This is a genomic window from Flavobacterium arcticum, assembly GCF_003344925.1.
Taxonomy (GTDB): domain Bacteria; phylum Bacteroidota; class Bacteroidia; order Flavobacteriales; family Flavobacteriaceae; genus Flavobacterium; species Flavobacterium arcticum.
In genome coordinates, this window is sequence record NZ_CP031188.1 from 1,192,841 (window position 1) to 1,205,703 (window position 12,863).

13 protein-coding genes are annotated in these 12,863 nt (G+C 34.3%); 10 read left to right on the top strand and 3 right to left on the bottom strand.

The window, feature by feature from the left end; translation table 11 throughout:
- Positions 1-4: 4 nt before the first annotated feature.
- A complete protein-coding gene (purD, locus tag DVK85_RS05410) occupies positions 5-1,276 on the top strand; it encodes a phosphoribosylamine--glycine ligase (RefSeq protein WP_114677458.1) in 1,272 nt (423 codons plus the stop codon).
- A 1-nt stretch (position 1,277) separates the two neighbouring features.
- Here the strand turns inward: purD and DVK85_RS05415 are convergent, their stop codons facing one another.
- A complete protein-coding gene (locus DVK85_RS05415) occupies positions 1,278-1,508 on the bottom strand; it encodes a DUF6341 family protein (RefSeq protein WP_114677459.1) in 231 nt (76 codons plus the stop codon).
- A gap of 50 nt (positions 1,509-1,558) precedes the next feature.
- Between DVK85_RS05415 and DVK85_RS05420 the strand changes: the two genes are divergently transcribed.
- Positions 1,559-2,488: a DUF6427 family protein gene (locus DVK85_RS05420; protein WP_114677460.1), complete on the top strand. Its 930-nt coding sequence runs from the start codon at positions 1,559-1,561 to the stop codon at positions 2,486-2,488.
- Here DVK85_RS05420 and upp read toward each other — a convergent pair.
- Positions 2,483-3,136: a uracil phosphoribosyltransferase gene (gene upp / locus DVK85_RS05425; protein ID WP_114677461.1), complete on the bottom strand. Its 654-nt coding sequence runs from the start codon at positions 3,134-3,136 to the stop codon at positions 2,483-2,485. The genes DVK85_RS05420 and upp overlap by 6 nt on opposite strands.
- Before the next feature lie 67 nt (positions 3,137-3,203).
- On the opposite strand from upp, the gene DVK85_RS05430 reads away from it, so the two are divergent.
- Together DVK85_RS05430 and DVK85_RS05435 are read left to right on the top strand one after the other, a co-directional pair.
- The gene (locus tag DVK85_RS05430) at positions 3,204-3,809 is read left to right on the top strand and encodes a DUF4254 domain-containing protein (protein WP_114677462.1); all 606 of its coding nucleotides are present in this window, start codon (positions 3,204-3,206) and stop codon (positions 3,807-3,809) included.
- A 6-nt stretch (positions 3,810-3,815) separates the two neighbouring features.
- Positions 3,816-4,865 carry a glycosyltransferase family 9 protein gene (locus DVK85_RS05435; RefSeq protein ID WP_240339578.1) on the top strand — a complete coding sequence of 350 codons (1,050 nt, stop codon included), beginning with the start codon at positions 3,816-3,818 and terminating at the stop codon, positions 4,863-4,865.
- A gap of 81 nt (positions 4,866-4,946) precedes the next feature.
- Here DVK85_RS05435 and DVK85_RS05440 read toward each other — a convergent pair whose 3' ends face one another.
- On the bottom strand, positions 4,947-5,999 hold the full coding sequence (locus DVK85_RS05440; protein WP_114677463.1) for a ferredoxin--NADP reductase: 1,053 nt from the start codon (positions 5,997-5,999) through the stop codon (positions 4,947-4,949).
- A 142-nt stretch (positions 6,000-6,141) separates the two neighbouring features.
- Between DVK85_RS05440 and DVK85_RS05445 the strand changes: the two genes are divergently transcribed.
- From DVK85_RS05445 to porW, 6 genes are all read left to right on the top strand, one after another.
- Positions 6,142-6,489 carry a PadR family transcriptional regulator gene (locus DVK85_RS05445; RefSeq protein WP_114677464.1) on the top strand — a complete coding sequence of 116 codons (348 nt, stop codon included), beginning with the start codon at positions 6,142-6,144 and terminating at the stop codon, positions 6,487-6,489.
- A 2-nt stretch (positions 6,490-6,491) separates the two neighbouring features.
- Positions 6,492-7,109, top strand: coding sequence for a hypothetical protein (locus DVK85_RS05450; protein WP_114677465.1), 618 nt, complete (start codon positions 6,492-6,494; stop codon positions 7,107-7,109).
- Positions 7,102-7,812, top strand: a complete 711-nt coding sequence (locus tag DVK85_RS05455) for a hypothetical protein (RefSeq protein WP_127960553.1) — start codon at positions 7,102-7,104, stop codon at positions 7,810-7,812. The genes DVK85_RS05450 and DVK85_RS05455 overlap by 8 nt, the downstream gene beginning before the upstream one ends.
- Before the next feature lie 58 nt (positions 7,813-7,870).
- Positions 7,871-9,343, top strand: a complete 1,473-nt coding sequence (locus tag DVK85_RS05460) for a DUF5687 family protein (RefSeq protein ID WP_114677467.1) — start codon at positions 7,871-7,873, stop codon at positions 9,341-9,343.
- A gap of 13 nt (positions 9,344-9,356) precedes the next feature.
- The gene (locus DVK85_RS05465) at positions 9,357-10,052 is read left to right on the top strand and encodes an ABC transporter ATP-binding protein (RefSeq protein ID WP_114677468.1); all 696 of its coding nucleotides are present in this window, start codon (positions 9,357-9,359) and stop codon (positions 10,050-10,052) included.
- Between the two features lie 153 nt (positions 10,053-10,205).
- Complete coding sequence (porW, locus tag DVK85_RS05470) at positions 10,206-12,860, top strand: type IX secretion system periplasmic lipoprotein PorW/SprE (RefSeq protein ID WP_114677469.1); 2,655 nt, start codon at positions 10,206-10,208, stop codon at positions 12,858-12,860.
- The last annotated feature ends 3 nt before the right edge of the window (positions 12,861-12,863 follow it).

Genomic DNA, 12,863 nt, shown 5'->3' on the forward strand with positions numbered 1-12,863 from the left:
CAATATGAAAATTTTACTATTAGGATCAGGAGGAAGAGAGCACGCATTAGCATGGAAAATAACACAAAGCCCAAAATGCGATATGCTTTTTGTAGCACCAGGCAATGCTGGTACAGCAACTATAGCTACTAATGTGGCAATAAACCCTAACGATTTTGATGCGGTAAAAGAACTAGTACTTACTGAACAAATAACAATGGTTGTGGTAGGACCCGAAGACCCATTGGTAAACGGTATATATGATTTCTTTAAAAATGATAATGAGCTTGCCAATATACCTGTAATAGGGCCATCAAAACACGGTGCTGAGCTTGAAGGTAGTAAAGAGGTTGCTAAGAAATTCTTAGTAAAAAATAATATACCTACAGCAGCTTATGACAGTTTTACCAAAGATACGGTAGAGCAGGGCTGTAAGTTTTTAGAAACACTACAGCCACCTTATGTGCTAAAAGCTGATGGACTTGCTGCTGGTAAAGGAGTGTTGATATTGCAAGACCTGAAAGAAGCACAGCAGGAGCTTAAAAACATGCTTGTAGATGCCAAGTTTGGCGATGCGAGTAGTAAAGTAGTAATTGAAGAGTTTCTAGACGGTATAGAGTTAAGTTGTTTTGTACTTACCGATGGTAAGAGTTATAAAATATTGCCTATGGCAAAAGATTACAAGCGTATAGGCGAAGGCGACACAGGGCTTAATACAGGAGGCATGGGCGCAGTATCACCCGTTCCGTTTGCAGATGAAGAGTTTATGCAAAAAATAGAAGAGCGTGTTGTAAAACCAACTATAGCAGGTTTACAAGATGATGCAATAGAATATAAAGGCTTTGTATTTATAGGGCTTATAAAAGTAGGTAACGACCCATTTGTAATAGAATATAACGTAAGAATGGGCGACCCCGAAACAGAGGTGGTAATACCAAGACTTAAAAGTGATATTGTAACACTATTTGAAGCCGTTGCACAAGGGAAACTTGATAAAGCGGTACTGGAAATAGATGAAAGAAGTGTAGCTACTATTATGCTAGTATCAGGTGGGTATCCTGAAGGGTATGAAAAAGGTAAAGCCATTACAGGTCTTGATGCTATTGATGGTTCTATTGCTTTTCATGCAGGTACTAAAGAAGATAATGGTGCGGTAGTAACTAACGGAGGGCGTGTAATAGCGGTAACCTCTTATGGCGATAACTGGGATAATGCCATAAAAAAATCTTATCAAAACATAGAAAAGCTACATTTTGATAAGATGTATTATAGAAAAGATATTGGCTTCGACCTGTAGTTTAAGACAGGAATGAGTGAGCTGTAGTATCTTGTTCGTCTGCGTGGTTTGCTTTAAATACTTGTAATTGTTTTATCCAGTACCATGTAGCTACACAGCAAGTAATGATAAAAACCCAAGTAATTATATTGGCTGTCCACCAGTTTTCTAACTCTAATGCACGGATAAAATCCATAGGGATGAATAAAATATCGGTGAAAAGGTAACCTATAGCTTCAAAAAATGCTTTCATTTTTAAACAAGTATTATATTTACATCCACAAAAGTATATAAATTTTCCAAATGTTAGCAAGTGTTTTTAATAAATCGCGACCTATAAATTACGTAATCATAGGCGTAGCGCTTGTATTGTTCTATTTTCTATATCTTTTTAAAGAAAATTTTTGGACAGAATCTATTTTATCCATATTTCAAGGTATTGGTTTACTGCTCCTTTTAATAGGATCTTTATTCCTTACTAACTTTGTTACCCACAAAAACAGGCTTAATAAGGATAACACCTATGCAATGTTTTTATTTTTGGTATTTTTAATATTGTTTCCTACCATAATGGTAAATACCAATATTATTATATCAAACTTTTTTTTACTTTTGGCATTAAGGAGGCTTATATCATTACAATCATTAATTACACCTAAAGAAAAAATATTTGATGCTTCGTTTTGGATATTTGCTGCTGCTATCTTTCATTTTTGGAGCATTATCTATATTGTACTGGTCTTTATCTCGATAATTTTTCATGTATCGCGCGATTATAGAAACTGGATTATTCCTTTTATTGCCTTTTTTGCAGTGGCGGTACTCTATTTTATGGCAGCATTTATAATAGACGAAGGTTTCTTTAGTCATGTAATGGGCGAAATAAGTATAAGTCTAGACTTTACTTATTTCGAAAATGTATATCAAAACATAGCCATAGCCTTTTTTGCATCGGTAACGGTATTATTTCTTTTCCCATATCTGGCTTCTATTAGTAGTAAACCTATAAACTTGCAAGTTTCGCACAAAAAGGTGCTATTTTCATTTTTAATAGGCGTAGGCATTTATGTGCTTTCAGATTTTAAAAACAATAGTTTTCTTGCCTTTACCTTTGCACCACTTGCCATAATGGGGGCAAACTATCTGGAAAACCAAAAAAACTATTGGGTTAAAGAAACTGTTTTGGCAGTTATAGTAGTTATAGCTATTATATTATTTATAATGCAATTATAATTTACTGCCATAAGCAAGATCACCTGCGTCGCCCAGTCCAGGTACTATATATTTCTTTTCGTTAAGTTTTTCATCAAGTGTAGCAATCCATAGGTGACAGTAGTCAGGTAACTGTTCTTTCAGGTAAGCCACACCTTCAGGAGCAGCTATTACTACAGCAATATGTATTTCTTTTGGTTTTTCTTTTTCCATAAGCTGATTGAATACAGCTACTAACGATTGTCCTGTTGCCAGCATAGGGTCGACCAGTATAAGAGTTTTATCTTTAAAAGATGGTGCAGCACGATACTCTACCAGTATTTCAAACTCGTCATCATTATTAGGGTGGTGTCTGTATGCCGAAACAAAACCATTTTCGGCATCGTCAAAAAAGTTCATAAACCCCGTGTGTAATGCTAATCCTGCTCTAAGTATAGAGCATAGTACTACATCGTCTTTAATTGCGGTGGTTTTTTTTATGCCTAGAGGGGTGGTAACCTCAATTTCTTTATAATCTAATTCCTTACTAAGCTCATAAGCCATTATTTCGCCTATTCGTTCTATGTTTTTACGAAAGCGCATACTATCTTTTTGTATCTCTACATCGCGCAGTTGTGTAAGGAAGTGGTTGAGTATACTATTGTTATCAGAGATATAATGGAGATTCATTCTAAAAAAATATTAGTATTAGCAAGGTAAAAGTATTAAAACTATATTTGTAAATAAAAATTTGAGTATGTTTTCCGAAATAGCTTTTCCTGTTTTTGAACAGAGTATCCTTGATTATCATAAGTTTGATAACGTTGACCAACCTATAAATAATCCTTTTAGCAAAGATAAAATAGAGCACTTGCTTTATGCTAAAAATTGGATAGACACTGTACAATGGCATTTTGAGGATATTATTCGTAATCCAGAAATAGACCCTGTAGCAGCATTAACGTTAAAAAGACGTATAGACGCATCTAACCAAGAGCGTACAGATATGGTAGAGTATATAGATAGTTACTTTTTACAAAAATATGCTGATGTACAGGTTAAAAGCGATGCCAAAATAAACTCTGAAAGTCCTGCATGGGCATTAGATAGGTTGTCTATACTTGCCTTAAAAATATATCACATGAACGAAGAGGCTACTCGCGAGGGAGCATCTGAGGAGCATCGTAAAAAATGTACAGAGAAACTTAATGTACTACTTGAGCAGAAAAAAGACTTATCTACTGCTATAGATGATTTGATTGCCGATATTGAAAGCGGTGAGAAATATATGAAAGTCTATAAGCAGATGAAAATGTATAATGACGAGGAGTTGAATCCTGTTTTGTATCAAAATAAAAAATAGACCTTCATGCGAAGGAAAAAACATATTCTTGTAATACGCCTATCTGCTATGGGCGATGTTGCTATGGTGGTACCCGTACTAAGGGCGCTGACAGAGCAACATAAAAAGGTAAAAGTTACAGTAATATCAAGGGCTTTTTTTAAGCCCTTTTTTAATGGAATACCTAATATAGATTTTTTTGCTGCCGAACCTAATGGTAAACATAAAGGTTTTTTAGGTTTACTGAAACTGTATTCTGAACTTAAAAAACTTCATGTATATGGTGTTGCCGATTTACATAATGTACTGCGAAGTAGGATAATAACAACGCTGTTTAGGTTAAAGGGAAAAAAAACAGCAACAGTTGATAAAGCCCGAAGCCAAAGAGCAGCACTAACACGACCTGATAATAAAGTATTTGAACCTTTAGTGCCTATAACAGAAAGGTATGCCGATGTGTTTGAAATGCTTGGATATCCTATAGATCTTAAAAAGGTTAAGTTTATTGAAAAACAGAGCCTTACAGATGATATAATTGCAACCACAGGTACGCGTACAGAAAACTGGGTAGGTATAGCTCCTTTTGCCAAGCATAGAGCAAAAATATACCCTAAAGATTTAATGCAAGAGGTTATTAATCAGCTTTTGGTGAAACCAAAAATAAAAATTTTTCTTTTTGGGGCAGGACGTAGCGAAATAAAGAAACTAGAAGGCTTTGCCGAGGGACATGATAATGTAATTGTTATTGCTGGTAAAATGAGTTTTAAACAGGAATTACAATTAATAAGCAATCTTGATATAATGCTTAGTATGGATAGTGGTAATGCTCATATTGCTGCTATGTATGGTGTTAATGTGATAACGCTTTGGGGCGCAACGCATCCCTATGCAGGCTTTGCACCCTTTAATCAACCTGAGAAAAATCAATTGGTTGCAGACAGGGAACAATACCCTAAGCTGCCTACCTCTATATATGGGAATAAAAAAGTAGAAGGCTATGAAAATGCTATGCGTACTATAAAGCCAAATGATGTTGTAACTATTGTAGATAGTTATTTAAATCATAATAACTTATAGTTCTATTTTTATAGAATAAATAAAAACGGGCAATGTATTACATTGCCCGTTTTTGTATTTAATAAATTTTATTTTGAGGTATTATACATCGTCATAATCTACATAAACTTCCTGCGATGTAGGGTGTGCTTGGCAGGTAAGTATAAGCCCTTCGGCAATTTCGCCATCTGTAAGTATAGCGTTTTTTTTCATCTCGGCACTACCACTTGTTATACGTGCCATACAGCTACTACATATACCACCTTGGCAAGAGTAAGGAGCATCTACGCCTTGTTTTAGGGCAGCGTCTAGTATTGTCATTTTTTGCGACATATCAAAAGTCGTTTCCTCATCATCTACCAGTACGGTAATTTTAGTATGACCTTCTAAGTTTTCCTCAATTTTCTTCTCAGCAATAGGAGTAGAAAACAACTCAAACTTAATGTTTTTCTCAGGTACATTACTTTCTTTTAGTACCTCGCTTACCGTTTTTATCATCTCTTCAGGACCGCACAGGTAAAACTTAGCAAACTCTTTTTCTTTATGTTTGTTTTTCGTTACAAAGTTTACGGTAGAGCGTTCTATTCTGCCAAAAAGAGAATCCTCGGCTCTAGCTTTACTATAAACAAAATGTACAAAAAAGCGACCCACATATTCTAGTTGCATATCGTGCAATAACTGATGAAATATAGTGTCCTCGGGTGTTTTGTTACCATATACCAGCACAAAAGTACTTTTTGGTTCGCCTTCTAGTACTGATTGTATAATAGATAGTATAGGCGTTATACCACTACCAGCAGCAAATGCCGCATAGTTGCGCTGTCTGTCTGGTTTAGGTTCAAAAGTAAATTTACCTTCTGGTGTGCCTATTTCTAAGGTGTCACCTGTAGCTAGTTTTTCATTAGCAAAGCTAGAAAACCCTCCGCTTTGCACTGCTTTTATAGCTACGCGAAGTTCATCACTATTGGGTGAAGAACAAATAGAGTAAGCTTTGCGCACCTCTTGTCCTTCATATTCAGTTTTCAGGTTTATATACTGCCCTGCTGTAAATTTGTATGCATCTTTAAGGTTATCAGGAATAGTAAAAGCAATAGATACTGCTCCAGGTGTTTCCCTTGTAACATCTTTTATGGTTAACGTATGAAATGTTGACATATTAATAGTATTTAGCTACAAAATTAAGCATTCCTTATAGGGAAATGAAAACTGTTCGCAAATAAATTATACATAAGATTATTATGCATAATAAAATTATGTATATATTTGGACTGTAAATTATTTTGAATTTAGGCACATCATGAAAAACTCGCCACTATATAAGGGTAGTCTTACTACTATAATTATGAAGCTATTAGAAGAAAATGAGCGTATGTATGGCTATGAAATAACCCAAAAAGTAAAGCTTATTACTCAAGGAGAGCTAAATATTACCGAAGGTGCATTATATCCTGCATTACATAGGCTAGAGGGTGAAGGGCTGCTAGAAGCCGAAGTAGAAAAAGTAGATAACAGGCTACGTAAGTACTATAAACTTACCGAAAGCGGACAAAAAGAAACGGTAAATAGGCTGGCTGAACTTGAAGATTTTATAAGAAATATGCAAACGCTTGTAAACTCTAAAACAAATCCTGATTTACAGTTTTAATTATGAAGCTTACTAAAGAAAATATCACTTTTATAGACAATTACCTGAAAAATTCAGGAGTTAGCTATAGTGATGTTCGCTATGAGATGACAGACCATGTTGCTACGACCTTAGAAGAAAAAGAAGGTGATTTTCTTGAGAATTTCATGGTATATATGGCTCGTAATAAAAAGTATATTATGCAATCTAACAGGCAGTTTGCTAAAGCTGCTCGCAAGCGTGCCTTATGGCTATTATTACAAAACATGATTAAGCCTCATAGCCTTGTGTTTATGGTTGCTTTGTTTTTAGTACTTTATATGGCTGTTACTACTTTTGGCGTAAATACCGTAAAAGATGTACTAGGTATAATTTATAGTTTGTTACTGGTATGCCTACTATTGTTTTATAAATTTAGTATAGGTTACCATAAGTCTAAATTTTCGGTATTAGATAAGTTAATTTCTACATTGCTTATTATTACCTATGTTGTTTTTGTGTTTTTAAGACCAAACAAGCTAATAGATAACCCTATGTTAATAACTATTTATTATGCAGCTTTTACATCTTTTATAACTATAAATGTATACACGTTTTATGTTTTATCAAAAAAATATAAACTGCAATATAATTATGAATAACAAAGACAGAAAAATAACAGCACACGAAGCAGATAGGCTTTTTGGTTTTACGCGCGAGCATTTTGTAGAACATTACGATTTACAGTCGGAGCTTGTAGACCATTTAGCCAATGCTATAGAGTTGAAATGGCAACAAAATCCTGATTTAGATTTTGAACAGGCATTGCAGGCAGCGTTTAAGAAATTTGGGATTTTTGGTTTTTCCGATATTGTAGAAAAACGCCAAAAGGCACTTACTAAAAAATATTATAAACTACTGTGGAGTTATTTTAAAACCTTTTTCCGTTTACCGCAGGTTTTAGGTACACTTTCGGCAGTAATTGCTATATATTGGCTACTAAAGTTCTCTACTATACTCTACACGGTTTTCTTGTTTTGTGGTATTGTAGCAGGTATATCATATGCTATATATATGAGCGTAAAATATAGAAGAAGAGCCAAAAAGACAGGGCGTAAATGGTTACTTGAAGAAATTATATACAGTTGTGCAGGCGGTTTCCCTATAGTGTATGCGCCCATCTATTTTCAGCACTTTTTTTCTTTAGAAGAAAAAACAATATCTGAGCCTGCTGCTTGGTTACTTGCCATAACATTAGTCCTTTACTATTTATTCGATTACGTAGCATTATTTGTGTTACCTCGCAAAGCAGAAAAGCACCTTACAGAGCTTTACCCAGAGTATCATATAATAGAGAAACAATAAAAAATTGTAACGTTTTTTTGGTTTTGCTACTAACTATATAAACAAAACCACCAATTATATGTTTAGGAAGTTTATTGCACTCGAATGGAAAGCCTTTTTTAGGTCGCCCTCTTTTACTGCTAATGTTATCGTGAAAGTGTTCATGATATTAGGAGGACTATTCTTTATGTTAGCACTTTTAGGTATGGGGTTTGGAAGCTATTTTATTATAGAAGATAGTCTTAAACAAGATCCGTTAGAAGTAATAAATAAGTATATTATATACTATTTAGTGTCGGATATAATGATTAGGTACTTTTTACAAAAAATTCCTGTTATAAATATAAAACCATTCCTTACACTACCCATAAAAAGAAGTACTATTGTAAGCTTTGCGCTAGGTAAAACAGCATTGTCATTTTTTAATTATATACATGCTTTTTTCTTTATACCATTTTCAATAGTTATGTTAATAGAGGGGCATGACCCATTAAGTGTAGGGCTTTGGCACTTGGGTATATTTGCATTGATATATTGTAATAACTTTATGAATATATTGATCAATAATAAAGATGGTCTTTTTGTTGTATTTATGGGCTCTTTAGCTATAATGGGCGGACTTCAGTATTATGAAATATTTGATGCTACAATTTACACATCAGTATTTTTTCAAGGAATGTATGCTACAACATACATTTTTATACTTCCAATAATAGCACTTATAGGGTTAGTGATATACTCTTTCCGTTATTTTAAACAACATTTATATCAAGACACGGGGCTTGCTAAAAAACAGTCTGATGTTACTACACAAGACTATTCTTGGCTTAATCGTTATGGTACACTAGGTACTTTCCTTAAAAATGATATTAAACTGATAATAAGAAACAAACGCTCTAAAACCACAGTGGGTCTAAGTTTATTATTTCTTTTTTACGGATTAGCTTTCTTTACAGGAATAGTAAAAGGTTATGATAATAGCTTTATGCACATGTTTGCAGCCATATTTGTAACAGGAGGTTTCCTGTTTACTTTTGGGCAATTTGTACCAAGCTGGGATAGTGCTTACTACCCATTAATGATGAGCCAAAATATACAGTATCGTGAGTATATCTCCTCTAAATGGTGGTTAGTAGTTATTGGTACATTTATAAGTACAATATTAGCATTACCATACATCTACTTTGGTTTAAATATTTACTTAATGCTACTTGCAGCAGGAGTATATAACATAGGGGTAAATTCGCACTTAATATTATTAGGTGGTGCCTATATAAAAACACCCATAGATTTGGCATCGAGCAAACAAGCCTTTGGAGATAAGAAAGCCTTTAATGTAAAAACACTATTAATAACATTACCTAAAATGATTATTCCAATGGCACTATATAGTCTTGGAGATGCTTTTATAGGTGAAAATTGGGGAGTACTACTTGTAATTATTGCAGGTATTATAGGGTTTACTTTCCGTAACAAAGTATTCTCTATGGTAGAGAAAATATACAAAACAGAGAAGTACAAAACATTAGCATCTTACAAACAAAAAAACTAAAATACACAACATCATGATACAAGTACATAACCTTAGAAAAACATATAACGGAACAACCGTATTAAAAATAGATAATCTTGAAATACCTAAAGGCGAAAGCTTTGGGCTAGTAGGTAATAACGGAGCGGGGAAAACTACATTTTTCAGCTTGTTACTAGATTTAATACAGCCATCTAACGGATATATAACCAGCAATACTATAAAGGTTAATGAAAGCGAAGCATGGAAACCCTTTACATCGGCATTTATAGATGAGAGTTTTCTTATAGGCTACCTTACGCCCGAAGAATATTTTTATTTTATTGGCGAACTTCGCGGTTTAAATAAAGCAGATGTAGATGCACTATTAGTAAAGCATCAAGACTTTTTTAATGATGAGATACTAAAGAAAAAGAAATACCTGCGCGACCTCTCTAAAGGAAACCAAAAGAAGGTGGGTATTATTGCAGCATTAATAGGTAACCCCGAAGTTATTATACTCGATGAACCCTTTGCTAACTTAGACCCTACTACACAATTTAGACTAAAAAAAATAATTAAAGAACTTGCCGAAGATCCAGAGGTAACAATACTGGTGTCTAGTCATGACCTTGCTCATACCATAGAGGTAAGTAACCGTATTGTTGCACTGCAAAAGGGTGAAGTGGTAAAAGACATAAAAACATCTGAAGAAACGCTCAAGGAGCTCGAAGCTTTTTTTGCGATATAAATACACTATCCCCTTACTTTGGTAAGGGGATTTTTTTTGTATTCAATTTTTTGATGTAAAAGTATTCTCTCTTTACGAAAAGAAGTGTATTTTTACCCCTCTTTTATACTAAAAAAGAATTTTGACAGTTAAAGGAATAAAAAATCTATACATTTGAAAACCAGTACGTATAAATATTTTCTTCTTTTTGGTTTGGTTGTTTTTTTAATAGCCTGTTCTACCAAAAAAAACAAATTTATTAACCGCAACTACCATGCGGTCACCACCGAATATAATGTTTTGTATAACGGTAACCTTGCCCTCGTTGCAGGGGTTAATGAGCTGAAAACTACCTATAACGATAACTTTTGGGAGTTACTTCCTGTAGAAAGGATGCAGCTTACCGTAGAGGAAATGAGCCCTAATGATAAGCGAAACCCTAACTTTGATAGAGCCGAAGAAAAAGCTACAAAGGCCATACAAAAACACTCTATGTATATGGGGGGTAGTGAGAAAAACCCACAAATAGATGAAGCCCACTTACTACTAGGGCAAGCACGCTATTATGATAATAGATATATACCTGCACTAGAGGCGTTTAATTATATATTGTATAAATATCCTAATAGTGATAAAATAGGCGAAGCTAAGGTATGGCGCGCAAAAACCAATATAAGGTTAGAAAGCGAAGGTGTTGCCATAAAAAACCTGAAACTGTTATTAGAGAATAAACAAAAACTAGACGACCAAGTATATGCAGATGCTAATGCTATACTTGCCGAGGCGTATATAAAAACAGAATATTTAGATAGTGCTTTAGTAGTACTTAAAAAAGCAGGCGAATTTACTAAGCGTAAAGAAGAAAGAGCGAGATATTATTTTATAGCAGGACAACTTTACCAAAGGTTAAACAAACCAGATAGTGCTTTTGCTTCTTTTCAGCAAGTGATAGACATGAAGCGCAAGTCACCAAGACGTTATGTAATACAGGCACATGCCCAACAGGCAGGTCAGTTTGATTATAAAAATGGTGACACGCTTGTATTTATGGAGAAATATAGAGACTTGCTTAAAGACAGAGAGAATAGACCTTTTCTAGATGTTATAAACCATCAAGTAGGTTTATTTTATGATAAGCAAGATCTTGACGAAAATGCTGTAAAGTATTATAACAAGTCGCTTCGTGCCAAAACACAAAATCAAGATCGCTACTTAAAAGCCTCTAACTATCGCAATATTGCCGAGATAAACTTTGAAAAAGCAAGATATCCTGTTGCAGGGCTTTATTATGATAGTACCATGGTGTACTTAGAAAAAAGATCGCGCGAGTTTAAAAACATTAAAAAGAAAAGAGATAATCTTGAAGATGTTATAAAATATGAAGCTATAGCACAGGTTAATGATAGCATACTGCACGCCGTTTCGTTATCTGATGAGGCTAAAAAAGAATACTATCAAGCTTATATAGAGAAACTGAAAATACAAGAAGAAGCAGAAAGAGAAAGGTTAGAAAAAGAAGCTAGAATACAAGAAAACATGGCTGCATCAGGAGGTATTCAGCCAATGAAGCTAGGTTCAGATAAGCCTTCAAGTTTTGGTTCAGTAGTTTCTAAAGATGTTGCTCAAAGTGCTACAAAACAAGCAGGCACAAGAAATGGTTTTAATACTACAAGCCAGTCAGGTAGCGCAGGAGGTAAATTTTACTTCTATACACCATCTACAGTGTCATATGGTAAAATTGAGTTTGCAAAACGATGGGGCAAACGTCCGCTTGTAGACAACTGGCGCTGGGCAGCAGACCTGAGAAATATTGCAGGAAACCAAGGTACAGATACAGATAGCCTTGATGTAACACAAGATAAAGACTGGGAGCTAGAACCTCGATTTACTCCTGACTATTATATTGCACAATTACCTACATCGCAAACGGTGCTAGACAGCCTTGCTAAAGAACGTAATTTTGCATACTATCAGCTTGGTACTATATATAAAGAGAAATTTAAAGAGTATCAGCGTGCTGCAGATAAGTTAGAAAAATTATTACAAAATAATCCCGAAGAGCGTTTGGTATTGCCATCAAAATATAACTTGTATAAGATATACCAAATTATAAACCCTGAAAGAGCAGAGCTATACAAGCAACAAATACTTACAGAGTATCCTGATAGTCGCTATGCAGAGATTATAAAGAATCCTACGCTGGGTGCGGATAATAGTCAAAGCCCCGAAGCAGTATATGCTACGCTGTTTAAAAAATATGAAAGTGGTGCGTTAAGAGAATCTGAAGCATTAGTTGAAGAGTATATAAACTTATATACAGGAGAGCCTATTGTTTCTAAATTTGAATTATTAAAAGCTAGTATTACGGCAAGATTGAGCGGTGTAGAAGAATATAAAAAAACATTGAACTTTGTAGCCCTAAATTACCCCAATAGTGATGAAGGTAAAAAAGCAGAGATTATGCTGAAAACCGATATACCAGCATTAGAAAAAATTAACTTTGGTAACCCTGCAATGTCTTGGAAAGTAATATTTAAGTTTGAGAGTCCTAACGATCCTAAGATAAAACCACTGCAAGAGAAAATACAAAAGTATATTAAAGAAGGACTTAATAATAGTATAACACTATCTCAGGATGTTTATACAACAGAGTCAGACTTTTTAGTAATACATGGTTTTAATAGTAAGCTAGCGGCAGAAGATGCGGTATCTGTACTTAAGGATTATAAAAAGTATAAAATTACCGAAACACCTATTATTATATCTAGTGAAGATTATAGAGTAATTCAGATTAAAAAGAACTTTACCGAATATTTGGCTATAGAATAAAAC